Raw genomic sequence first — 22,228 nt, forward strand, 5'->3', positions numbered from 1 at the left:
GATGAGTCCCGTCCTCGCCGGGGTGCTCCAGCTGCTCGCGCTCTTCGCGGCCCTGGCCCTCGCCTATCGCCCCCTGGGCGATTACATGGCCCGCGTCTACTCCTCGAAGAAGCACTACGCCCCCGAGAAGTGGATCTACAAGGCGGTCGGCGCCAACCCGAACGCCGAGATGCGCTGGCCGGCGTACCTGCGCTCGGTCCTCGCCTTCTCGGCGGTGAGCGTCCTCTTCCTCTACCTGCTCCAGCGGCTGCAGGGCCACCTGCCCGGCTCGCTCGGCTTCGTCTCCATCAAGCCGGACCAGGCCTTCAACACGGCCGCCTCCTTCGTGTCCAACACGAACTGGCAGTCGTACGCCGGTGAGCAGGCCATGGGCCCGCTCGTGCAGACCGGCGGCCTGGCCGTGCAGAACTTCCTCTCGGCCGCCGTGGGCATGGCCGTCGCGGTCGCCCTCGTACGGGGCTTCGCGCGCTCCCGCACCGGCGAGCTCGGGAACTTCTGGTCCGACCTGGTGCGCGGCACCGTCCGCATCCTGCTGCCCCTCTCCCTGATCGCCGCGGTCGTGCTGGTGGCCTGCGGGGTCATCCAGAACTTCTCCGGCATCCACGAGGTGGGTCAGTTTGTAAATGGGCACAGCTTTGGAGCGAAGCAGCAGTGGAACGGCGGGGCGGTCGCCTCGCAGGAGGCCATCAAGGAACTCGGCACGAACGGCGGCGGCTACTTCAACGCCAACTCCGCCCACCCCTTCGAGAACCCGACCCCCTTCTCGAACCTCTTCGAGATCTTCCTGATCCTGCTCGTCCCCTTCGCCCTCACCCGCACCTTCGGCCGGATGATCGGCTCGGTCCGCCAGGGCTACGCGATCCTCGCCACGATGGTCACCATCTGGCTCGGTTTCACCGCCCTCATGATGTGGACGGAATTCGGCCACCACGGCCCGGCGCTCCAGGCCGCGGGCGGTGCGATGGAGGGCAAGGAGGCCCGCTTCGGCATCGGCGCCTCCGCGATCTTCTCCGTGGCGACGACCCTGACCTCCACCGGCGCGGTCAACTCCTTCCACTCCTCCTACACGGGACTGGGCGGCGGGATCCAGCTGCTGGGCATGCAGCTCGGCGAGATCGCGCCCGGCGGCGTCGGCTCCGGCCTCTACGGCATGCTGATCATGGCGATCATCGCGGTGTTCATCGCCGGCCTGATGGTCGGCCGCACCCCCGAGTACCTGGGCAAGAAGATCGGCACCCGGCAGATCAAGTTCGCCGCCTGCTACATCCTCATCACCCCGGCCGTGGTGCTCGGCTTCACGGCCCTGGCGATGGCCCTGCCCACCCCCGGGCACTCGATGTCCAACGGCGGCGCGCACGGATTCTCCGAGGTCCTCTACGCCTACAGCTCGGCCGGCAACAACAACGGCTCGGCCTTCGCCGGCCTGAACGCCAATACCCAGTGGTTCAACACGACCACCGGTCTGGCGATGCTGCTCGGCCGCTTCCTGCCGATGGTCTTCGTCCTGGCCCTGGCCGGCTCGCTCGCCGAACAGCAGCCGGTCCCCGCCACCGCGGGCACCCTGCGCACCGAGAAGCCGCTGTTCACCTTCCTGCTCGTCGGCACGATCATCATCGTCACGGGCCTCACCTACTTCCCGGCCCTGGCGCTGGGCCCGCTCGCCGAAGGGCTCGCCTCATGAGCACCGCCACCTCCACCCGCGCCCCGCACGGGGACCTGCCCAGCGGTCACAAGCCCGAACGGGCCAAGATCGGCGGCGGCATCTTCGACCCGAAGCAGCTGCTGAAGTCCTTCCCGGACGCGGTGCGCAAGCTCGACCCCCGGGTGATGGTCAAGTCGCCGGTCATGTTCGTGGTGCTGATCGGTTCCGTACTGACCACCGCGCTGGCCATCTCCGACCCGGGCAGCCTCTTCGGCTGGGCGATCACGGCGTGGCTGTGGCTGACCACCATCTTCGCCAACCTCGCCGAGGCGGTGGCGGAGGGCCGCGGCAAGGCCCAGGCCGACACGCTGCGGAAGGCCAAGACGGACACCGTCGCCCGCCGCCTCAACGGCTCGGCGGAGGAGCAGGTGCCCGGCACGGAGCTCCGTATCGGCGACCTGGTCGTGTGCGAGGCCGGCGACATCATCCCCGGCGACGGTGACGTCGTCGAAGGCGTCGCCTCCGTGGACGAGTCCGCCATCACGGGTGAATCGGCGCCGGTCATCCGCGAGTCCGGCGGCGACCGCTCGGCCGTGACCGGCGGGACGAAGGTGCTCTCCGACCGCATCGTCATCAAGATCACGACGAAGCCCGGCGAGACCTTCATCGACCGCATGATCAACCTGGTCGAGGGCGCGGCCCGGCAGAAGACGCCCAACGAGATCGCCCTCAACATCCTGCTGGCCTCGCTCACCATCGTCTTCCTGCTCGCCGTCGTCACCCTCCAGCCGTTCGCGATGTACGCGCACGCCAAGCAGTCGATGATCGTGCTGACGGCGCTGCTGGTCTGCCTCATCCCGACCACCATCGGCGCCCTGCTCTCCGCGATCGGCATCGCCGGCATGGACCGCCTGGTCCAGCGCAACGTGCTCGCGATGAGCGGCCGTGCGGTGGAGGCCGCCGGTGACGTCTCCACGCTGCTGCTCGACAAGACCGGCACCATCACCCTCGGCAACCGCCAGGCCTCCGAGTTCGTCCCCGTCTCCGGCGCCATCGCCGCCGAGCTGGCCGATGCCGCCCAGCTCTCCTCGCTGGCCGACGAGACCCCCGAGGGCCGCTCGATCGTGGTCCTCGCGAAGGAGAAGTACGGGCTGCGCGAACGCCACCAGGGCGAGCTGGTCGGCGCCGAGTGGATCCCCTTCACCGCGCAGACCCGCATGTCGGGCGTCGACGTGGACGGCCGCAAGGTCCGCAAGGGCGCGGCCGGTTCGATCATCGCCTGGGTCGGCGAGCAGGGCGGTACGGTCGCCCCGGACGCGCGGGACAAGGTGGACGAGATCTCCGGCGCCGGCGGCACCCCGCTGCTCGTCGCGCTGGAGGACGACAAGGGCGCCCGGGTCCTGGGTGTCATCCACCTCAAGGACGTGGTCAAGGAGGGCATGCGGGAGCGCTTCGACGAGCTGCGGCGCATGGGCATCAAGACCATCATGATCACCGGCGACAACCCGCTCACCGCCAGGGCCATCGCCGAAGAAGCGGGCGTCGACGACTTCCTCGCCGAAGCCACCCCCGAGGACAAGATGGCCCTCATCAAGCGGGAACAGGCGGGCGGAAAGCTCGTCGCCATGACCGGCGACGGCACCAACGACGCCCCGGCGCTGGCACAGGCCGACGTGGGCGTGGCGATGAACACCGGAACCTCGGCCGCCAAGGAGGCCGGGAACATGGTGGACCTGGACTCCAACCCCACCAAGCTCATCGAAATCGTCGAGATCGGCAAGCAGTTGCTGATCACGCGCGGTGCGCTGACCACCTTCTCCATCGCCAACGACGTCGCCAAGTACTTCGCGATCATCCCGGCCATGTTCGCGGCGGTCTACCCGGGCCTGGACAAGCTCAACATCATGGGCCTGCACTCCCCCGACTCCGCGATCCTGTCCGCCGTCATCTTCAACGCGCTGGTCATCATCGCGCTGGTCCCGCTCGCCCTGAAGGGCGTCCAGTACCGGCCCACGAGCGCCGACAAGATGCTCCGGCGCAACCTCACCCTCTACGGGCTCGGCGGCCTGGTCGCCCCGTTCATCGGCATCAAGCTCATCGACATGGTCGTCTCCCTCATCCCCGGCCTGCGCTGAACCAGGGCTCTGCTGACTAGGAACGTAGTGACCTCATGAACAACTCCGTAGGAAACACCGCCCGCCTGCTCGGCGCCGGGCTGCGCGCCCTGCTCGTCCTCACCGTGCTGTGCGGGGTCCTCTACCCGCTCGCCGTCACGGGCATCGCCCAGGCCGCCTTCGGCCACAAGGCCAACGGCTCCGAGGTGAAGGACGCGAGCGGCAAGGTCGTCGGCTCCTCCCTGATCGGCCAGTCGTACGGGGACGACCCGCGCTGGTTCCAGGGCCGCCCGGCGGCGGGGCTCGCCAAGAACACCGTCAACCAGCAGTACGAGCTGCTGGTCTCCGGCGCCACCAACAAGGCGGCGGACAGCCCGGAGCTGCTGAGGGCGGTGCAGGAGGCCAGGTCCAGGGTCCTGCTCGACAACACCGTCCCGGGCTACGCCCCGCGGCTCTCCGACATTCCGGCGGACGCGGTGACCTCCTCCGGCTCCGGCCTCGACCCGGACATCTCCCCGGCCTACGCCGAGCTCCAGACGGCCCGCGTCGCCCAGCGCAACGGCCTCCCGGTGGCGGAGGTCGCGAAGCTGGTGAAGGCCCACACCGAGGGCCGCACCCTCGGCTTCATGGGCGAGCCGCGCGTCAACGTCCTGGCACTGAACACGGCCCTGCGCGACCTCAAGCGGTGACGGTGACCGGCTGGCTGTAGGCGTCGAGCGCGCCCGTGGTGGAGGTGACCAGGACGAGGTAGCGGCCCGGGGCGAGGGCGGGGACCGTCACGGTGGCGCCGGTGTGGTGGGTCGGTACGCCGCGGGCCAGGACGGCTTCCGTCCGGGACCGGCTGCCGTTCATCGTGACGAGCTCGATGTCCACCACGTCGCCGGCCGGGCCCACCACGTACCAGGCGACGGCCTGCCGGGTGCCGCTCGGCCAGACCGCGCCCGGCCCGGGGGTGTGCACCAGGAGGTTCTCCGACTCCAGGAGCACCGCGGCCTCGGGGCGGTTCAGGCTCCGCAGGACGCGCCGGGCGAGGGACTTCAGGGAGGTGGCGGACATGCTGCTCCTTCGCGGGGTGCGGGACCGGTCGCGGGGCGGCGGGCCGCAGTGCGTCCGGCGGTCCGGTCTGGGGTTTTTACTCCCCGCTTAAGACTTACCGGCGGAACCCCCGTCCCGCCTCGTACTTTCGGCCAGTCCCGGGCCGTCCGGCCCCGTCCCGCCCTGACGAGGGGGCCGTTCGCTGTGATCCACGCCTCTCCTTTCGAGATCATCTGGCGTTTGCCATACGTGGTCTTGCAAGATTGCACCGAGGCCGAAGGAGATTCGGCATCGGTGGGCTGAGGGGGAATCTCATGTACGAGATGTTCGACGAGCGGTTCCGGACCGGACGGTGCATGAACGGGGACGACGCACCGGAGGTCCTCTTCACCGGCTGCCGGTGGGCCGAAGGGCCCGTCTACGTACCGGCGTGGCGGCAGGTGATCTGGAGCGACATCCCCAACGACCGGATGCTGCGCTGGGACGAGGAGACCGGAGCCGTCGCCGTCTTCCGGCGCGGCGCCGGACACACCAACGGCAACACCCTCGACGGGCAGGGCCGGCTGGTCACCTGCGAGCAGGGAAACCGCCGGGTGACGCGGACCGAGCACGACGGCACGGTCACGGTGCTCGCCGACCGCTGGCAGGGCAAGCGCCTGAACAGCCCGAACGACGCCGCGGTCCGCTCCGACGGCTCGATCTGGTTCTCCGACCCCGACTTCGGCATCACCAGCGACTACGAGGGCTACGTCGCCGAGAGCGAGATCGGCTCCAACAACGTCTACCGCATCGACCCCGGCACCGGTGAAGTCCGCCTGGTCGCCGACTGCTTCGAAGCCCCCAACGGCCTCGTCTTCTCCCCCGACGAACAGCGGCTCTTCGTCTCCGACACCCGCGGCGGCCGCATCCGCGTCTTCGACGTGCGCGCGGACGGCACCCTGTCGGACGGCACGGTCTTCGCCGACGCGGCGACCCGCCCGGGGGCCCGCTTCGACAACCTCCGCTTCGACGACGGCGGCCGGCTCTGGGCGGCCGCCATGGGCGACGGGGTGCACTGCTACGACCCCGACGGCACCCTGATCGGACGGCTCGCCGTCCCCGAGTCGGTCTCCAACATCGCCTGGGGCGGGGCCAAGCGCAACCGGCTCTTCATCACCGCCGAAACGAGCCTCTACTCGGTGGTCATGGGCGTCACCGGCACCCACCCGACCGGACCTGGGCGCAGGCCCTGGCTGGACGGCTCCGGGCGGCCCTGAAATCCCGGTGCCGACGCCGCCGCGCGCTGGCACACTCCCCCGCATGGACGCCACCGACGCGGTTGAACCCCGCTACCGCGTACGCGAGATGACCGAGCCCGACATCGACGCCGTCGCCGCCGTACGCGTGAGCGCGTGGCGCCACGCCTACGTCGGGCTGATGCCGCAGGCCTACCTGGACGGCCTCAGCGTCGCCGCCTACGCCGAGCAGCGGCGCGCCTCCTTCGCCGACCCGGCCCGGGCCGTGACCAACCTCGTGGCCGAGGGCCCCGACGGCACCGTCCTCGGATGGGCCGCCTACGGACCGGCGACCAGCACGGATCCCGAGGGCACGGCTCCGGACGAGGGCGAGCTGTACACCCTGTACGCACGGCCCGACGTCATCGGCACCGGCGTCGGCCGCGCCCTGCTGACCGAGGTGCTGCGCCGGGCGCCCTACCCCGCGGTGCGGCTGTGGGTGCTCGAAGGCAACGCCCGGGCACGCCGGTTCTACGAGCGCGCCGGCTTCCGCCCCGACGGCGGTGTCCTCGTCGAGGACGCGGACGGCTCCCCGGTGCCCGAACTCCGCTACCGCCGGGCCGCCGCCGTCACTGTCACTGTCACTGTCACTGTCACGGGCTGAGCGAACCGCCGCACCCGAACCACCTTGCTCACGGCATCCGTTCCGCCAGCGCCCGGGCCATCGCCACGGTCGGGACCGCCTCCCGTGCCCGCCGGTACGGGGTCAGGTCGCGCAGCAGCCGGCCGAGCGCCTCGCGCACCGCGCGCGACTGCACGGCCGGGGCGGCCGTGAGGAACGCCCGCCAGTGCTCGCACGCCCGGGTGAGGTGTCCGAGGCGCAGCAGGGTCTCGGCGAGCGCGGCGTGGGTGAGCGCGGTGGCCCGGTGCTGTCCGGCCGGGCGGCCGCGCAGGGACCGCTCCAGGGCGTCGGCCGCGGCCGGGAACTCCCCGAGGGCGAGGTGGGTGCGGGCCCGGGCGAAGTCGAGGTCGGCCCGGGCGTACGAGTCGAAGGGCCCGCCGGGCGGCTTCACCGCCTGCCGCCCGTGCAGCCGGTCGGCGGCGGCCAGGTCCGCCGTGGCGGCCGCCCGCTGCCCGGCGTGGGCGTGCGCGGCCGCGCGCTGGACCAGGAGGAAGGCCAGCGTGCCGGGTTCCCCGTCGGCGGGCGCGGTCTCCACCGCGGTCCGGGCGAGCCGTACCGCCTGCGCGGGCTGCCCGAGCCGACCGGCGTGCGCGCTCATGGCGCGCAGGGTGATGGCGTACATCCGCCGGTCCCCGGCCTGCCGGGCCAGCCCGAGGGCGATGCCGTGGTACTCCTGCGCGAGCCCGTGGTACCCGGAGTCGGCCGTCATCTCCCCCAGCAGGTGCGCGAGTTGGGCGTACCCCTGCCACACCTCCGCCGCCCCGCACCCCGGGCCGCGCACCCCGCGGCCGCGGGCGGCGGGCCCGGGGCCGTCCGGGTGGCGGGCCGCGAAGGCTCCCGCGTCCTGGGCCAGCCAGGCCGCCAGGGCCGCGCGGGTGTGGACGCCGCCATGGGTGAGGTAGAGGCCCGAGAAGCTCACCGCGATGGCCCTCAACTGCTCGGCGTGCGAGGCGAGATGGCGTCGAGCGGCCAGCTCCGGGATACCGGTGCGCGTAGCCGCGCCGCCCTGCGCGTCATCCCGGTCCGGGGCCGGGTCCGAGTCCCATGCCGCCGCAGGCACCGGCACCGGCTGGTACGGGCTGCGCAGCAGCGGCGGTCTGCGGTGCGGGTCCCCGTCGGCCCTGGCCTGCAGCGCGAGCCGGAGCAGCCCGTCGCCCCCGGCTCCGGCGGCGCCCGGGCCGGGCGGTACGCCGGGTCCCGTCGAGCCCGCGCCGAGGCCCGCCTCCGCGACCGTGACGAGCCGCCCGCACCGTTCCGTCAGCGCCGCCGCTATCAGCTCGGGCACGGGCCGGCGGGGCCGGGTGCCCGACAGCCAGTGCGCGACGGCGGTCCGGTCGTAGCGCAGGGCCAGCCCGTGCAGGGTCCCCAGCGCGTTGACGGCCCGCGCCAGCTCCGCCCCGCTCCAGCCGGCCTCGGCCAGCAGGTCCCCGAGCCAGGCATTGGCCACCCGCCCCCCGCTCACCACGCCCGCCCCGGGAAGGACCGGGACCAGGACCGGGATATGGACCGGGATATGGACCGGGATCCGGATCCGGTATTCAACGCTTTCACCACTGCACCCCCCGCATTCCCTTCTCCCCGTCCACCCGCTGGTGTTCGCTGGAGCCGTCCCCATCGGATTCCACGGACCGGAGAAGCATGCCTGCCTCGGAAACGGCCAATCCCCCCGCCCCCGCCGCGTACGCGTACCCGTTCCCCTATCGGATTTCCGGTGTCGGCGCCCAGATCGGCGAGGTCATCTCCGTCGACGCATGGGCCCGGCCGGAGGACATCGACGCCGTCTTCGTCGCCACGTGCACCCCGTACGAGATCATGCTCGACCAGGACGCCTTCAACCTGCTGCGGCGCCTGCGCATCCCGGACAGCGTGCCGCCTTTCCAGCTCGGCGCCGGCTGCGGCGGGCTCTCCCGCGTCGCCGCGCACCTGGCCCGGACGGGGGCCCGCCGCGCACTGGTGATCTCGTACAACGCCGCGAGCCCCATCGGGATCGACGAGAACGGCGTCATTTCCCAGTACAGCGGTGCGGACGGGGAGCATCCCTTCGCGCACACCCTGTGGTGTTCCGGGGCGCTGTTCTCCGATGCCGCGACCGCCCTGGTATTCGAGCGGGACGAGAGCTTCGAGGCCGGTCTCGGTTTCTATTCGCGCGATTCCCTCGATTTCGGGGGCGAGCCCGGATTCAGTGATCCGCTCATCCATTACCCCGGAGGCGGCGCCACCCACCCGCCGGGCTTTCCCGGATCCGCCGAGCTGTCCGCATTCGGGCTCAACGGGCCGGAACTGGCCCGCTATTACTCGCGCGGCATGATGATGAACCAGGAGACCATGGACGCCCACCGCCCCGGATTCGTCGACGAGGTACGGCGGATCTACACGCACCAGGCCGGCCCGGCCCTGGTCGAGAACTACCACCAGCTCGCCGGCCTCGACACCCGCAAGGCCCCCGCGCACGCCCGCGAGCTCGGCAACCTCGTCACCTCCGCGACGCCGGTGCTCTTCTACACCGACGTGGTGAACGGCCTCGTCGGTACGGGCGACTGCGTCTGCTTCTCCGTCATCGGCGCCGGTCCCGAACGCGGGGCCTTCCTCGTACGGGTGGGGATCCCGGGCGAGGTCACCGTCACCACACCGCTGCCGCCCGTCCCGGCCGCCGCCGAGACCGCGGGGGCGGCCCGGACCGCCGACGCACCCGGAGCCATCAGAACCACCGCCGCTGCCACCGCCACCGCGTAGACGCACGCGCCACCCCACCTCCTTCGAAACGAGTCCGCCGTGCACATCGCCCTCGTCGGGGCCGCCAGCCCCACCGGCATCCGGCTCGCCGCCGAGCTGCTCGGCCGCGGCCACCACCTGACCCTGCTCACCGCCACCGACGTACGGCAGAGCAGGCTCCTGCTGGCCCGTCAGCTCGCGCTGATCGGGCTGTATCCCGAGTACGTGGACCTCCTCGCGGCCCGGCTCCACGCCCGCCGGGGCGCCGAGGCCCTGGCCGGCGCCGCAGCCGGCCGGCCCTTTTCGGCAGCCGGCCGGTCCTTCTCCGCAACCGCCCCGTCCGCGCCCGACGGCCCCTTCGACGCCGTCTGGTGCGTGGAGCAGCCCGCCGCCACCGCGGCAGCGCTGCTGCCCCTCGCCTCCGGAGGGGAGAGGCGTACGGCATTCCACCTGGTCACCGTCGGGGACGCGGGTCCGGCCGGGCGTACGGTGGCCGCCGCGTCGGTACGGGACGGGTTCCCCGCCGGGGTGCACTGCCTGGCCCCGACCGTCAGCGATCTGCCCGACCACGCGGAGCTGCCCCGGCCGGCCTTCACCCGGCTCGCGGTCGCCGAGTCCGTCGGGCCACCGCCCCCGGGGACCCCGGAGCCGGGAGCCCCCGCGACGGTCGGGCTGCTGCCCCTGGCCCCCGCCGCCCGCGCCCTGGCGGAGGCCGCCGAGGAACCGGGCTGGTCGGGGCTGCGCCGCATCGGCTGGGTGCACGCACACCCCACCGAGGCCTCGGCGCTGGCCCGGGCGGTCGGCCCGGAGCTGGCCCCCGGCCTGCTGCGGCGGCTGTCGGGGCTCCAGCCCGCGGTCGCCACGACCGAGCTGGACGGCCCGCCGCTGGGCGCCGGGTACCTCACCCGGGCTGCGGCGCCCGCCCTGCCCCGGGTCCGGCGGCCCGCCCGGACGCCGGAGCGGGTGTGAGCGCGGCGGAGCGCCCCTGGCGGGAGCGGCGCGTGGTGGACGGCTTGGCGGACGCCCTGCGGAAGGCCGCCTCGGAACGCTTCCCGGGGGCCGGCGCGTAAGGCGGCGCGCAAGGGGGTCCCATCACCAAGGCATATGCATACGGATCATTCATGATCCAAGGACAAGCCGCCCGGCCCCGCCCCGCAACTCAGCCCGACGGCCCGTCATATCGTCACGCTTGACAGGTTTTCGCATGTGACAGAACGTGCCGCCGATCCGACACGCCCAAAGTTCCTCCTTGACGTTCTCACCCGTTCGGGCGCACACCCCCCAGGTACGGTCCGACCCCGGGCCACCGGCCTCCATCTGCGAAGACGTGCCCCGGGGAGGGTGATACGGCAATGACTTGCCGTCAGTTTTCCGTGTTACGTGCACCTCCGGGGGGCGGGGAAGGGTCCACTGCTCTCGGGACCGGCCGCCCGAGCCGGACCAGGAGGGATTCCCATGCCCCGCGCCAAGTGGGTGGTCGGCGTACTGACGGCGGCTCTGCTGTGCACCGGCCTGGGGGTGTTGCGCACCACCGAGGGCGGCCGGCCCGCCGCCCCGACCGCGGGCGACGCCCTGCCCTCGCGGGTCCTGGGGCTGTCCGGCCCGCGCCGGCTGGCACGGCAGTTGGAGCACTCCGGCGGACACACCACCGGCAAGGGCACCCGGCGGCCCGGGCGGTCGGGGGGCACGGCCCTCCCGGCCTCGCGGCCGCTGCGCCTGGTCATCCCGGGTCTCGGAACGGACGTACCGCTGACGGTCGGTACCCCGCCCGGCGGGACGGCCACGGAGCCGGGCGGGCCGCGCGGGCCCTACGCCCCGGACCTGGAAACCGGCGCCGCCGATGCCAAGCCCCACGTCCAGGACAGCGCCGTGTGGGACTCCGCGAGCCCGGCCCCGGGCGCGGCCGGCACCGCCGTGGTCTCCGGGGACCTGCCGCGGCTCGGCGAACTGCGGCGCGGGCAGTCGATCGAGGTGACGCGCGCCGACCGGCGTACGGCCGTGTTCACCGTGACCCGGGTCTCCCCCGGCATCTCCGGACGGAGCGGGCCGTCCGGCCGGGCCCAACTCCGGCTGATCAGCGGCGAAACGGCGGTCCTGGCCCGCCTCACCGGCCACCGCCGGGACCCGCGCTGACCGGCGGGCGGCCCCCGAAGGACGGACACCCCCTGCGGCCACCTGACAGCCGTGGGGGGTGTCTTCGTCCCCCGGTCGGGGGATGCTGCGGTCCCGGGGGAGAGTCCGCCCGCGTGTCGGGGCACACCCTCCGCATGAGCAGGCCGCCACGAACACGGCATACGCGAACGGCACCGGACAGGGCCCTGATGACGGCCCTGACGGTGCTCTGCGCCGTGCTGCTCTGCCTGTTCGGCATCGGCGGAGCCGGCCCGTCCACCGCGGCGGCCGAAAGCTCCCGCTCCGCCCCCAGCGCCCCGGCCGAGCCCACGGAGGCACCGGCCGATCCGGCGGGCGATCCCGAAGTACGGGTGGCGGTACGGGTTCCCGCGCGCGGTGTCCCCGGCGTACGGGGACTCCAACGCCCGGTGTTTCACGTGAAACCTCCCCGGTCCGGCCCCCCGGAGACGGCCCCGCACCCGGCGGAGGCCGGCGCACCGGCGGCGTCCCTGCGAGCGGTACGGAGTGTGGTCCTGCGCTGCTGACGGCGCCGAGCGTCCGAGCAGCAGCACCGCGCACCCGACACCGGGCACACCCGGCAGCTCACCCTGCCCACGAGTGCCCCGGGCGCGCGTCCCCCCACACCCCCGAATCACCGTGAGGTTCCGCCATGCCCTTCGACCCGTACCTCGCCCTGAACGCCATGCTCCGCGCCGAGGCCGCCCGCTTCTCCCCGCCGGCCCCGCCCGTACGCCAGCCGGAACCCGAGTCCGCCAAGACCGCCCAGGCCACCGCCGAGTCCCCGGCCGGAGACGACACGGCCGCGTAGGAACGCGCGCAGGAACGCGCGCAGGCACATCAGGACATGAGGAGGCACCGGTTCCCGCGCCCTCGGCAACGGAGAGTGGTCACGTGAGGTTCGACCACGGAGCACGGGAACCGGCGCCTCATCCAGTGTCAGCCACCGACCCACCCCACCACCTCGGCCTTTTGTCCGGATACGCCCCGCCGAAAGTACTGATCCCGGGGAGCACCCGGGCTTCGTACAACCTTCCGACGGCATGAGCGGTCCCACCCGTGACCGATCTACGCATCTCGTCGAAGGAAGTCACCCCGTTGCGCCCCAGCCGTGCGATGGTCCTGCTCACCGCAGGCCTGGTCACCCTCATCGGCATGCAGGCCGCCACCGCCGCCGAACTCCCGACCGACCTGTACGTGGACGACAACCCCGCCTGCACGGACAGCGGGAGCGGCACGCAGGCCTCCCCGTTCTGCACACTCGCCCCGGCGGTCAAGGCGGCGAAGCCCGGGCAGACCGTGCACGTCGAAACGCTCAACCTGAGGCAGCGGGCCCTCACGATCGACCGCTCGGGCGCGCCGGGCAAGCCGGTCACCTACACCTTCACACCCGAGAACCCGAACTGGGGAAGCGCCGTCCACAAGCTGGCCATCAGCGGTGCCTCTCACGTGGTGGTCCAGGGGCTGACGGTGAGCGAAGGCGTGAGCATCGGCGACTCCCACGACGTCGTGCTGGAGGGGATCGTCGAGAACCCGGTCTGGGGCGGCTCCTCCCTCACCATCGGCGGCGCAAGCACGGACGTGCGCGTCAGCCGCAGCACGTTCCACCGTGCCGCGATCGGAGGCGGCGCCCAGCGCACCGTCCTCAGCCGCAACGTCCTGCGGGGCACGGGGCCGCTCTCCGTGGTGGACGCGCCCGGCACCGTCATCACCAACAACCACGTCGACAATTTCACCGACGAGAACGAGGGCGTGGGCAGCTGCGACGAGACCGTCGTGATCCGTGGCGCCTCGACCGGCTCCTCGGTGTTCAACAACGTGCTCATGGCCTCGGGCAACACCACCTGCACCACCCCCCAGCTCTCCGTGGCGCAGAGCGCGACGTCCGGCACCCGCGCCGGCTACAACCTGATCGCGGGCGCCGAGGGTTACGCGACGGTCGCCTACCAGTGGGCCGGCACCACCTATCCGACCGCGGCGGCGTTCCTCGCCGCGAGCGGGCAGGGCACGCGCGACATCCTGATCCCCACGGCCGCACCCCTCTCCGGGGCCGATTCACCGGCCATCGACTCCGCCGACGCGACGGCGCCCGGCGTCCTGCCCGTCGACAGGAACGGGATCCCCACCACGGACGACCCGCGCGTCGCCAACACCGGCAAGGACGGCGGCTACCTGGACCGTGGCGCCTCCGAGACCCACGACGGCCTGAACTCGGCCTGGATGGGGGTCGACAACCCCTGGGCACCGACCGGCACCCGGGTGACGCTCAAGGGCGGCTCGGACAGCAAATGGCCCACCACGATGACCTACACGGCGGACTTCGGTGACGGGACGGCACCCGCCGTCGTCCGCCCGGGCGACACGGCCGACATCACCGCCGCGCACAGCTACGACAAGCCCGGCTCGTACACGGTCAAGCTGACGGCGACCAACGGCGGCGGCAAGAAGGTCACCAAGGAACAGACGATCCGGGTGACCTCCCACGACGACCTGGCCACCGCCTTCACCGCCGTGCCGCTCCTGCCTGCTCCGAACGAACCGAACCGGGTCGTCCGCCCGCTGACCCTCCGGGTCGACACCACCTCGACCGTCGCCCCGTGGGGGATCGGGTGGGTGAAGGTGGACTTCGGTGACGGCACCGTTCTGGACCGTCCGGGCCTCCAGACCGCCACGCACAGCTACAAGCAGCCCGGCACGTACGAGGTGAAGGTCCTCGTGCACGACGTCAAGGGCACGGAATCCACGGCCACCCGGACCGTACAGGTCGGCTACGCCCCGTCCGGTTACGTCTCCACCACCCCGTTCCGGCTGCTGGACACCCGTACCACCGGCCCGTCCATCAAGGCGGGGTCCCCCCGTTCCGTGCCGGTGCTGAAGGGCGCCAACCTGCCGGGGCAGTTCAACGCCGGGGGCATGGCCTCCGCGGTCCTGAACGTGACCGTCACCGGTGCCACCCAGGACACCCACCTCTCGGTCTGGTCCTCGGGCCAGGCGCGGCCGGACACCTCGAACGTGAACGTCCGCGCGGGCGGCACCTCGTCCAACACGGTCACCGTGCCGATCGGCGCCGACGGCACCATCCAGGCGCAGCTGAACTCGGGCGAAGCCTCACTCATCGTGGACTTCGTGGGCTACTACCAGCCCGGCGCCGGCCAGCGCTTCTCCCCGCTCGCCCCGACCCGCGTCCTGGACACCCGCAAGACCGGCGGCGCGCTGGGCGGCGGCAAGCGCCGCACGGTGAAGGTGGCCGGCGTCAACGGCATCCCGGCGGACGCCAAGGCGGTCGCGCTGAACCTGACCGGTACGGGTGCCACGCAGGAGGCGTTCGTCAGCGTGTTCCAGAACCCGGCGCGCCGTCCGCACACGTCGAACCTGAACGTGGAGCCGGGCAAGGACAAGTCCAACCAGGCCATCGTCCCGATCGGCCCCGACGGCACCGTCACCCTGTTCACCAACAGCGGCTCGACCCACCTGGTCCTGGACGCGGTCGGCTACTACGGCCAGGACGGCAAGACGCTCTTCACCCCGGTCGTCCCCAAGCGCCTCGCCGACACCCGCACCACCGGCAAGGTCGCCCCGGGCGCCACGGCCACGGTCTCCGGTCTCCCCGCCAACGCCACGGGCGCGGTCCTGAACGTCACCGCGACCGACACCACCGGCTCGGGCTTCCTGACCGCGTACGCCTTCGGGGGCACGCTGCCCGGAGCCAGCAGCCTCAACACCCTCCCGGGCATCACCGTCCCGAACCACGTCACCACCCCGGTCGGCCCCGGCGGCAAGGTCAGCATCTTCAACAGCTACGGCGGCCCCAACCACGTGATCACCGACCTCCTCGGCTACTTCACGACCGGCTGACGCCCCCGCGGCACGCACACCGAAGCCCCGGCCCCCGCACATCGCGGGAGCCGGGGCTTCGGTCTTCCGCCTAGGCCGCGCTACGGCTGTGGTAGCGGTAGAAGGCCGCCGCGCCGACGGCCGCGCCGACGAGCAGGCCGAGGCCCGAGCTCTTCAGGATGGACTCGCCGGCCAGGCTGTACAGGTAGCCGAAGGAGATGCCCGCGAAGATCCCGTACGCCGCCGCGTGCGGCTCCTGCGCCAGCCGCGGGCCGATCCGGGCCAGGGCCACCAGGCAGGCGGCGAAGATCGCGCCGCACAGGATCCCGTAGAAGACGTTGCCCGCGTCGACGGGCCCCATCTGACGTTTCATGAAGGCGGCGTAGACGCCGTAGACCAGTCCCATGAGCAGCGGTCGCGCGAGGGCCGCCCTGCTCGTGTGGGCCGCCGTACCGGACGCCGGCTGCCGGTGCCCCCGGGGGGCGGTGGGTGCCGCATGTGCCATGACGGGCTCCTCTCTCCCATCATCCAGGGCACACCCGCAACCCGTGACCGGCAACCGGAGCAGTCGGCGGCTACGCGCCGCAGGCCGCCCGTACCGCCACCGCGTCGATCTCGAAGAGCATGTCCGGCAGGGCGAGCGCGGCCACGCCGATCAGCGTCTGGGCGGGCAGTTCGGTGCCCCAGGCGGCGTTCAGGTGCTTCAGCAGCACCTCCAGCTTCTGCTGGTCGTGCCCGACGACGTACGTCCCGATGCGGACCACGTCTCCGAGGCCCAGGCCCACCGCCTCCAGGGCCGTGCGGAGGTTGGCGAAGGCCTGCGCGACCTGGGCGTCGAAGGAGTCGGAGACCACGTGGCCGGTCGGGTCGGAGCCGTACTGGCCGGCTATGAAGACCTGCTCTCCGGGCGCGGAGACGACGTGGCTGTAGCCGTAGCCGGTGGGGTCGTGGAGTTCTGCCGGGTTGGTGATGCTGCGCGTCATTCCAAGCTCCTGGGTCAGTTGTCCGATGTGCGATGTGCGGCGTGCGCTGTGCGCGGGGTGGGGCGGTACGCGGGTCTAGCGGGCCGCGGCGAGCCAGGCGCGGAGCCGCTCGGGGGCTTCGGGGGCCTGACGTTCGGCCTGCTGCCGGATCTCGTCGAGGGTCTGGGCGGCCAGCGCGCGGCGCCAGGCCAGTTCGGCCCGGCCCATCGCGTGCGCGATGGCGCAGTCGGCCGCGGGCGGCTCCTCCCCGCCGCCGGGGCCCTGCTGCCGGATCTCCGCGCACCGGAAGGCCTCGTCGGGCCCTTCGACGGCGGCGACCACGTCCATGAGCGAGATGGAGTCGAGCGGGCGCGCGAGGCGGAAGCCGCCCCGCGGGCCGGGAGTGGAGCTGACGATGCCCGCCCGGGCCAGGGCCTGGAGCTGCTTGTTGAGGTACGCGGCGGGCAGCTCGTGCCAGGCCGCCAGCCGGGCCGCCGAGACCGCCCGGCCGTCACCCTCGCCGTCACTGCTCCAGGCCAGGTTGAGGCAGCTGTGCAGGGCCCATTCAACGCCCTCGCTCATTTTCATAATCTGGATATTAGATGTCCAGGTTAAGCGCGGCAAGCGAAACACTCCGGGACCGCTCGATCCGCCCCCGCCGGGACCGCGCGATCCGCCGCCACCACCCGCCCGCACCACCCGGCTCGCGCCGCGCGCCCGGCCCCCTTTCGCTGGTGACGTGCGGACCTTCCTCTCGGCGGTACTCATCGCGCTCGTGGCCCTGCTGGTGCCCGCGAGCGCCGTCGCGTACTGGGCCGACCACGAGCTCGGCAGCGCCGACCGCTACACCGCGGCCATGGCCCCGCTCGCCTCGGATCCCGCCGTGCAGAACCTCGTCGTCACCCAGGCCGGCCGGGCCCTCTCCGGGCAGATCGACGCCGGCCCCTTCCAGGGCGGGGTCGACGCCCTGCTCGGCGAGGCGCTGCGCTCCTTCGTCGGCACCCCGGCCTACCGGACCGCCTGGGACGCGGCGAACCGGGCCGCCCACGGCGCCTTCTTCCAGGCCCTCACCACCGGTGACGGCAACGCCGTCACCATCGACCTCGCCCCCGTGATCGCCAGCATCAAGACCGACCTCGTCGAGAACGGGGTGCCGCTCGCCGACCGCATCCCCGAGACCCACCTCTCGGTGAAGGTCATGGAGTACGACAACCTCGGCGCGCTCCGGAAGGGCTTCCGCATGCTGCAGATCGCCGGGGTCTGGCTCCCCGTGCTCACCGTGGTGCTGGCCGCGACGGCCATCGCCGTCGCCGTCCGGCGCCGCCGGGCCGTCGTGGCCACCGGGCTGGGGCTGGCCGTCGGGGCCGTCCTGCTGTGGGCGGCCGTGGTCCTGTGCCGCCGCCTCACCCTGGACGACCTGCCGGCCGACATCGACCGGGCGGCCGCCGCCGCGGTGTACGACGCGCTCACCGCGTTCCTGCGCACCACCGCCTGGGTGGTGCTGGCCGTCGGACTGGCCGCCGCGCTGGCCGCCTGGCTGACCGGCCGACTGCGCCGCACCCCATAAGCTCGGAACGGGCGGATTGGCACGCAAATCCGTAGAAGAATCCTTAGAGCAGCACAGAAGAACCGATTCACGAGCGGCGGCACGGAAGCGGGCATGAGCACCGAACGCACCGAAGACATACCGCCCGGGCAGACCGGACGGACGGCACGGACCGGGCCGGCGGCAGCCGGACGGTTCGGGCCACTGGCACCGCCCGCCTGGCTGCTGAAGGGGCTGCGGCCGAGTTCCGCGCCGATCCCCTGGGCCGCCGCACTGCGCGCGGCCGTCGCCCTGGCCCTGCCGCTGGCCGTCGGCTTCGCCCTCGACGAGCCCGAGTACGGCGCGCTCGTCTCGATGGGCGCCCTGTCCGGGGTCATCGGCGACACCGCCGACGCCTACCGGATGCGCATCCTGAACATCGCCGTGCCCCAGCTCTTCGGGGCCGTGGGCGTCGCACTGGGCACCCTGGTCTTCGGGCACGGCTGGGTCGCGGTCGGCGTCCTCACCCTGATCGCCCTGGTCTCCGGGATGATCTCCTCCATCGGCACCGTCGCCTCCGTCTCCGGGCTGCTGCTCCTGCTGAACGCCGTGGTCGGCGCCGGCCTGCCGATGCCCAGTCCCTGGTGGACGGCCCCGCTGCTGCTGAGCGCCGGCGGACTGTTCGTCCTCCTGCTGACCCTGCTGGGCTGGCCACTGCGCGGCCGGCTGCCGGAGCGGGCCGCCGTCGCCGCCGCGTACCGGGCCCTGGCCGACAGCCTGGAGGCCGCGGGCGGACCGGGCCCCGCCTACGAGGAGCGCCGCCAGCAGCTCACCCAGACCCTGAACCACGCCTACGACCTGGTGCTGGGCCGCCGGGCCCGGGTGCACGGCCACAGCCCCTCCCTCGTACGGATGCTGGCCCAGCTGAACGTGCTGATCCCGCTCGTCGAGGCCGCGCCCGCCGCGCACCTGCGCCGCAGACCCCTCTCCCCGGCGATCCCGGCGGCCGTAAGGGAACTGGCCACGGCCGTCGAGAAGGGCCGCACGGACGCCCCCGTACTGGACCTGCCCGCGCCCGACGGCCAGTCCGAGCGGGCCATCGACGCGGCCCTGCGGCACGCCGCGACCATCGTTCCGCTGGCCGAACCGGACATGCACAACGTCGACGACCGGCTCGGCCGGCCCGCCGCACTGCGGGTCCGGGCCCGCCGGGTGGTCCGCGACATGATGCTCTCGCAGGCCTCCTGGCGGTACGGGCTGCGGCTCGCGCTGTGCATCGGGCTGGCGCAGGCCCTCGTATCGGTGGTGGAGATCGAGCGCTCCTACTGGGTCGCGCTGACCGTCACCTTCGTCCTCAAGCCCGACTTCGGCTCGGTGTTCTCCCGGGCCGTGCTGCGCGCACTGGGCACCGCGGGCGGGCTCGTCGTCGCGGCCGCCGTGCTCTCGGAAGTGCCGCGGGGGTGGTGGGACGTGCCCGTCATGGTGGTCCTGGCGGCCCTCATCCCCGTCTTCTCGGTCAAGGGCTACGCCTTCCAGACCGCCGCGATCACCCCGGTCATCCTCCTTCTCTCCGACCTGCTCAACCACCAGGGCTTCGACCTGGTCCGGCCCCGGCTGCTCGACAGCCTGATCGGCTGCGCCATCACCCTGATCGCCGGGTACCTGCTCTGGCCCGAGAGCTGGCACACCCGGCTCGGCGACCGGCTCGCCGACGCGGTGGACGACGCCGCCCGGTACGTGGAGCGCGCCTTCGGCCCCACCCCCGACACCGACGCGGGGCAGCAGGCGGCCCGCACCGCCCGGCTCCAGGCCCGCCGCCGCATCTACCGGGAGCTGTCGGGCGTCCGCAGCGAGTTCCAGCGGGCGCTGACCGAGCCGCCGCCGACCGGGGAACGGGCCTCCGCGTGGTGGCCGCTCGTGGTCGCCGTCGAGCGGATCGTCGACGCGACGACGGCCGCCCGCGTCCGCGTCAACCACGGCGCGCAGCCCCCCGGCCCCCAAGAGGTCGAAGCCATCGCCGAAGACCTCCGAGCCCTGGCCCACGGCGTCCGCCGCGTCCGGACCCCCACCCAGCTCCACCCCACCCCACCCCCCGAGGTGGACGAAACCTCCGTCCTCTCCCCGGTCCGCCAGGAACTCACAGCAGCCCGAGCCCTCACGAACCCCACCCAGGACTGACTCCGCCGACATCCAGCCCGGCCCACATCCAGCCCCGCCGGCGTTTGAGGCGCCCCCTCAGCCCCGCCGGCGTTTGAGGCGCGGGGGTCCGGGGGCGGAGCCCCTGGCAGCGGCGCCGCCGTCCCCCCAATGGCCCCGCCCCCGGGCCACCCCGCTCACGGCGGGAGAGCATCGGCACATGAGGCCCTTCCTCCGGCGCAGCCGGGCCCTCCTCCTGGCGGCCACCCTGGCGGCAGCGGCGGGCTGCGCCGACGTGGACGGCCTCCAGGACGACGGCGACCTCGGCACGGCCCACGCCCCCCGCACCCTGTGGAAGGACATCCGTCCCGACCCCCCGCCGCCCGGCCAGCAGTCCGGTGCGGCCACCGCCGTGCCCGGCCTCGCCAAGGTCCCCGGGCTGTCCATGCAGGGCGTGAACGCCGTGGACGTCGTACGGGCCGACATCACCGCCGCCAACACCGCGGATGCCGGCACCGGCCGGCTCGTCGACCCCCGGGCGATCCAGCGCATCGCGCTCTGCACACAGGCTGTGGACGGCGGACCCGACTGCCCCGTCCGCCCCGCGGTGCTCGCCGATGTGACGGGCAACGGCAGGCCGGAGCTGATCACCGCCCTGGACATCGACGGCCGGCTCAGCGAGCTGCGCGTCTACACCGTCCAGGACGACGGGACGATCGCCCGCATCCTGTCCCGCCGCGGGGTCCTGGAGGGCGTGGAGGTCGCCGCGGAGCACCTCGCGGTGCGCGAGCCGACCTCGAACCCGAAGAAGGTCTCCATCTCCGACTACGTGTGGGACCCGGACGCCGGGATCATGAACCTCTCCCAGCTCACCCTCGACGAGTGCCCGAACCAGGGCGACACCTCCCCCTGCCCGGCCCCGAACCAGGGCACCGGCACCGGTACGGGCTGAGGAGGCCGGCACCCCGATGCACCGCACGAGCAGCCTGCGCTGGAAGATCGCGATGACCACCACGGCGGTGTGCTGCGCCGTCGCGGCGGCGCTCGGCATCCTCGTGCACAACGTGGTCGCCCGCCAGCTCGTCGGCGAGGTCCGCAAGGACGTGGACCGGGAGCTGGACTACGCCCTGAGCCAGTACGAGTACGGCACCGCGCACGGCGACGGGAACAGCGCCCTCGACCCGCCCGGACTCCCGGCCCCGCTGCGCGCACTGGTCGCCCGCGGCCTGACCGGCTCCATGACCGGCAGCCGGGACGGCAAGCCCGTCATGTGGGCGGCCGGACCCGCCGACGGCAAGCCCCTGGCCGTCTGGGTCCCCTACGAGAGCACCCGTACCCGGCTCCGGGAGATCGACGCGGCGATCCTGGTCTCCGCGGTCCTGGCCGCCGGGGTGGTCGCCCTCGCCGGCATCTTCCTCGCGGGCCGCATCAGCCGCCGGCTCGCCACCACGGCCGCCGTGGCCCGCCGGATCAGCGCCGGGGACCTGGACGCACGGGTCGGCTTCCCGGCCGACGGGGAGGGCTCGCGGCCGCGTTCCCGCGACGAGGTGCGGGACGTGGCCCAGGCCCTCGACTCGATGGCGGCCTCGCTCCAGGCCCGGCTGGAGGCGGAGAAGCGGTTCACGGCGGACGTCGCGCACGAGCTGCGCACCCCGCTCACGGGATCGCTGGCCGCGGCCGCGCTGCTGCCCGAGGGCCGGCCCAAAGAAATGATCAATGACCGGCTCAAGGCCCTGCACCTGCTCACCGAGGACCTGCTGGAGATCTCCCGGCTGGACGCGGGCGTCGAACGGGCCGACCTGGCGCGGGTGGAGCTCGGCCGCGCGGTGCAGCGGGCCTCGGCCGCCACCCGGCTGCCCGTCACGGTACGGATCGAGCGGGACGCGGTGGTGCTGACCGACCGGCGGCGGCTGGACCGGATCCTGGCCAACCTGCTGGTCAACGCCCACAAGCACGGGCAGCCGCCGCTCGAAGTGACCGTCACCGGCCCGCTGGTGACCGTACGCGACCACGGGCCCGGCTATCCGGACGAGCTGATCGAGCAGGGCCCGCGGCGCTTCCGCACCGGGGATCCGGGGCGCGGCCGGGGCCACGGGCTCGGCCTGACCATCGCCGTCGGACAGGCGGAGGTGCTGGAGATCGAGCTGCGCTTCTCCAACGCCCCCGACGGGGGTGCGGTGACCACGCTCCTGCTGCCGGTCGGGCGTCTGCCGGACGGCAGTTGAGCGGGGGCGGTGGATGT

General features: G+C 73.0%; 20 protein-coding genes. 15 read left to right on the forward strand and 5 right to left on the reverse strand.

Annotation, left to right across the window (positions count from 1 at the left end; genetic code table 11):
* Window position 1 precedes the first annotated feature (1 nt).
* The 3 genes from kdpA to kdpC are packed head-to-tail and all read left to right on the forward strand — an operon-like array spanning window position 2 to window position 4,445.
* Entirely contained in the window at window positions 2-1,681 is a 1,680-nt protein-coding gene (gene kdpA / locus ACFWNV_RS22580) for a potassium-transporting ATPase subunit KdpA (protein ID WP_383949885.1), read from the forward strand.
* Window positions 1,678-3,777: a potassium-transporting ATPase subunit KdpB gene (kdpB, locus tag ACFWNV_RS22585; RefSeq protein ID WP_383949888.1), complete on the forward strand. Its 2,100-nt coding sequence runs from the start codon at window positions 1,678-1,680 to the stop codon at window positions 3,775-3,777. Before kdpA ends, kdpB begins: the two co-directional genes overlap by 4 nt.
* A 35-nt stretch (window positions 3,778-3,812) precedes the next feature.
* Window positions 3,813-4,445 (forward strand): potassium-transporting ATPase subunit KdpC, encoded by a 633-nt coding sequence (kdpC, locus tag ACFWNV_RS22590; protein WP_383949891.1) that lies wholly within the window; start codon window positions 3,813-3,815, stop codon window positions 4,443-4,445.
* On the opposite strand, the gene ACFWNV_RS22595 is transcribed toward kdpC, so the two are convergent.
* Window positions 4,435-4,812: a Ser-Thr-rich GPI-anchored membrane family protein gene (locus ACFWNV_RS22595; protein ID WP_383949894.1), complete on the reverse strand. Its 378-nt coding sequence runs from the start codon at window positions 4,810-4,812 to the stop codon at window positions 4,435-4,437. The genes kdpC and ACFWNV_RS22595 overlap by 11 nt on opposite strands.
* A gap of 293 nt (window positions 4,813-5,105) precedes the next feature.
* Between ACFWNV_RS22595 and ACFWNV_RS22600 the strand changes: the two genes are divergently transcribed.
* Window positions 5,106-6,047 carry an SMP-30/gluconolactonase/LRE family protein gene (locus ACFWNV_RS22600; protein WP_383949897.1) on the forward strand — a complete coding sequence of 314 codons (942 nt, stop codon included), beginning with the start codon at window positions 5,106-5,108 and terminating at the stop codon, window positions 6,045-6,047.
* A gap of 43 nt (window positions 6,048-6,090) precedes the next feature.
* Window positions 6,091-6,669 carry a GNAT family N-acetyltransferase gene (locus ACFWNV_RS22605; protein ID WP_383949898.1) on the forward strand — a complete coding sequence of 193 codons (579 nt, stop codon included), beginning with the start codon at window positions 6,091-6,093 and terminating at the stop codon, window positions 6,667-6,669.
* Window positions 6,670-6,697: 28 nt separating this feature from the next.
* Here the strand turns inward: ACFWNV_RS22605 and ACFWNV_RS22610 are convergent, their stop codons facing one another.
* Window positions 6,698-8,149, reverse strand: a complete 1,452-nt coding sequence (locus ACFWNV_RS22610) for a hypothetical protein (protein ID WP_383949901.1) — start codon at window positions 8,147-8,149, stop codon at window positions 6,698-6,700.
* Window positions 8,150-8,325: 176 nt separating this feature from the next.
* Here ACFWNV_RS22610 and ACFWNV_RS22615 point away from each other — a divergent pair, with 176 nt between their 5' ends.
* From ACFWNV_RS22615 to ACFWNV_RS22640, 6 genes are all read left to right on the forward strand, one after another.
* Entirely contained in the window at window positions 8,326-9,420 is a 1,095-nt protein-coding gene (locus ACFWNV_RS22615) for a 3-oxoacyl-[acyl-carrier-protein] synthase III C-terminal domain-containing protein (protein WP_383949904.1), read from the forward strand.
* Window positions 9,421-9,459: 39 nt separating this feature from the next.
* Window positions 9,460-10,368: a hypothetical protein gene (locus ACFWNV_RS22620; protein WP_383949906.1), complete on the forward strand. Its 909-nt coding sequence runs from the start codon at window positions 9,460-9,462 to the stop codon at window positions 10,366-10,368.
* A gap of 486 nt (window positions 10,369-10,854) precedes the next feature.
* On the forward strand, window positions 10,855-11,532 hold the full coding sequence (locus ACFWNV_RS22625) for a hypothetical protein (RefSeq protein WP_383949909.1): 678 nt from the start codon (window positions 10,855-10,857) through the stop codon (window positions 11,530-11,532).
* Window positions 11,533-11,720: 188 nt separating this feature from the next.
* Window positions 11,721-12,056 carry a hypothetical protein gene (locus ACFWNV_RS22630; RefSeq protein WP_383949911.1) on the forward strand — a complete coding sequence of 112 codons (336 nt, stop codon included), beginning with the start codon at window positions 11,721-11,723 and terminating at the stop codon, window positions 12,054-12,056.
* A gap of 125 nt (window positions 12,057-12,181) precedes the next feature.
* On the forward strand, window positions 12,182-12,340 hold the full coding sequence (locus tag ACFWNV_RS22635; protein ID WP_383949913.1) for a hypothetical protein: 159 nt from the start codon (window positions 12,182-12,184) through the stop codon (window positions 12,338-12,340).
* 248 nt (window positions 12,341-12,588) lie between these two features.
* The gene (locus tag ACFWNV_RS22640; RefSeq protein ID WP_383949915.1) at window positions 12,589-15,384 is read left to right on the forward strand and encodes a PKD domain-containing protein; all 2,796 of its coding nucleotides are present in this window, start codon (window positions 12,589-12,591) and stop codon (window positions 15,382-15,384) included.
* A gap of 70 nt (window positions 15,385-15,454) precedes the next feature.
* On the opposite strand, the gene ACFWNV_RS22645 is transcribed toward ACFWNV_RS22640, so the two are convergent.
* The 3 genes from ACFWNV_RS22645 to ACFWNV_RS22655 all read right to left on the reverse strand — a co-directional run bounded on the left by ACFWNV_RS22645 (window position 15,455) and on the right by ACFWNV_RS22655 (window position 16,907).
* Window positions 15,455-15,868 (reverse strand): hypothetical protein, encoded by a 414-nt coding sequence (locus ACFWNV_RS22645; protein WP_383949918.1) that lies wholly within the window; start codon window positions 15,866-15,868, stop codon window positions 15,455-15,457.
* Between the two features lie 70 nt (window positions 15,869-15,938).
* Entirely contained in the window at window positions 15,939-16,346 is a 408-nt protein-coding gene (locus ACFWNV_RS22650) for a RidA family protein (protein WP_383949920.1), read from the reverse strand.
* Window positions 16,347-16,421: 75 nt separating this feature from the next.
* Complete coding sequence (locus ACFWNV_RS22655; RefSeq protein ID WP_383949923.1) at window positions 16,422-16,907, reverse strand: RrF2 family transcriptional regulator; 486 nt, start codon at window positions 16,905-16,907, stop codon at window positions 16,422-16,424.
* 157 nt (window positions 16,908-17,064) lie between these two features.
* Here ACFWNV_RS22655 and ACFWNV_RS22660 point away from each other — a divergent pair, with 157 nt between their 5' ends.
* The 4 genes from ACFWNV_RS22660 (at window position 17,065) to ACFWNV_RS22675 (ending at window position 22,211) form a co-directional block, all read left to right on the forward strand.
* Window positions 17,065-17,892, forward strand: a complete 828-nt coding sequence (locus ACFWNV_RS22660) for a hypothetical protein (RefSeq protein WP_383949926.1) — start codon at window positions 17,065-17,067, stop codon at window positions 17,890-17,892.
* Between the two features lie 93 nt (window positions 17,893-17,985).
* The gene (locus ACFWNV_RS22665; RefSeq protein ID WP_383949929.1) at window positions 17,986-20,028 is read left to right on the forward strand and encodes an FUSC family protein; all 2,043 of its coding nucleotides are present in this window, start codon (window positions 17,986-17,988) and stop codon (window positions 20,026-20,028) included.
* Window positions 20,029-20,206: 178 nt separating this feature from the next.
* Window positions 20,207-20,938, forward strand: a complete 732-nt coding sequence (locus ACFWNV_RS22670) for a hypothetical protein (RefSeq protein ID WP_383949932.1) — start codon at window positions 20,207-20,209, stop codon at window positions 20,936-20,938.
* Window positions 20,939-20,954: 16 nt separating this feature from the next.
* Window positions 20,955-22,211: an ATP-binding protein gene (locus ACFWNV_RS22675; RefSeq protein ID WP_383949935.1), complete on the forward strand. Its 1,257-nt coding sequence runs from the start codon at window positions 20,955-20,957 to the stop codon at window positions 22,209-22,211.
* Window positions 22,212-22,228 lie beyond the last annotated feature (17 nt).

The sequence above is a fragment of the Streptomyces sp. NPDC058401 genome (assembly GCF_042722885.1).
Classification (GTDB): Bacteria; Actinomycetota; Actinomycetes; order Streptomycetales; family Streptomycetaceae; genus Streptomyces.

What these genes read in the sequence shown, in the direction of transcription:
- kdpA (WP_383949885.1), top strand. Translation starts at nt 2, where the DNA reads ATGAGTCCCGTCCTCGCCGGGGTGCTCCAGCTGCTCGCGCTCTTCGCG.
- ACFWNV_RS22635 (WP_383949913.1), top strand. Translation starts at nt 12,182, where the DNA reads ATGCCCTTCGACCCGTACCTCGCCCTGAACGCCATGCTCCGCGCCGAG.
- ACFWNV_RS22630 (WP_383949911.1), top strand. Translation starts at nt 11,721, where the DNA reads ATGACGGCCCTGACGGTGCTCTGCGCCGTGCTGCTCTGCCTGTTCGGC.
- kdpB (WP_383949888.1), top strand. Translation starts at nt 1,678, where the DNA reads ATGAGCACCGCCACCTCCACCCGCGCCCCGCACGGGGACCTGCCCAGC.
- ACFWNV_RS22625 (WP_383949909.1), top strand. Translation starts at nt 10,855, where the DNA reads ATGCCCCGCGCCAAGTGGGTGGTCGGCGTACTGACGGCGGCTCTGCTG.
- ACFWNV_RS22670 (WP_383949932.1), top strand. Translation starts at nt 20,207, where the DNA reads ATGAGGCCCTTCCTCCGGCGCAGCCGGGCCCTCCTCCTGGCGGCCACC.
- kdpC (WP_383949891.1), top strand. Translation starts at nt 3,813, where the DNA reads ATGAACAACTCCGTAGGAAACACCGCCCGCCTGCTCGGCGCCGGGCTG.
- ACFWNV_RS22645 (WP_383949918.1), bottom strand. Translation starts at nt 15,868, where the DNA reads ATGGCACATGCGGCACCCACCGCCCCCCGGGGGCACCGGCAGCCGGCG.
- ACFWNV_RS22600 (WP_383949897.1), top strand. Translation starts at nt 5,106, where the DNA reads ATGTACGAGATGTTCGACGAGCGGTTCCGGACCGGACGGTGCATGAAC.
- ACFWNV_RS22655 (WP_383949923.1), bottom strand. Translation starts at nt 16,907, where the DNA reads ATGAGCGAGGGCGTTGAATGGGCCCTGCACAGCTGCCTCAACCTGGCC.
- ACFWNV_RS22650 (WP_383949920.1), bottom strand. Translation starts at nt 16,346, where the DNA reads ATGACGCGCAGCATCACCAACCCGGCAGAACTCCACGACCCCACCGGC.
- ACFWNV_RS22595 (WP_383949894.1), bottom strand. Translation starts at nt 4,812, where the DNA reads ATGTCCGCCACCTCCCTGAAGTCCCTCGCCCGGCGCGTCCTGCGGAGC.
- ACFWNV_RS22675 (WP_383949935.1), top strand. Translation starts at nt 20,955, where the DNA reads ATGCACCGCACGAGCAGCCTGCGCTGGAAGATCGCGATGACCACCACG.
- ACFWNV_RS22605 (WP_383949898.1), top strand. Translation starts at nt 6,091, where the DNA reads ATGGACGCCACCGACGCGGTTGAACCCCGCTACCGCGTACGCGAGATG.
- ACFWNV_RS22665 (WP_383949929.1), top strand. Translation starts at nt 17,986, where the DNA reads ATGAGCACCGAACGCACCGAAGACATACCGCCCGGGCAGACCGGACGG.
- ACFWNV_RS22615 (WP_383949904.1), top strand. Translation starts at nt 8,326, where the DNA reads ATGCCTGCCTCGGAAACGGCCAATCCCCCCGCCCCCGCCGCGTACGCG.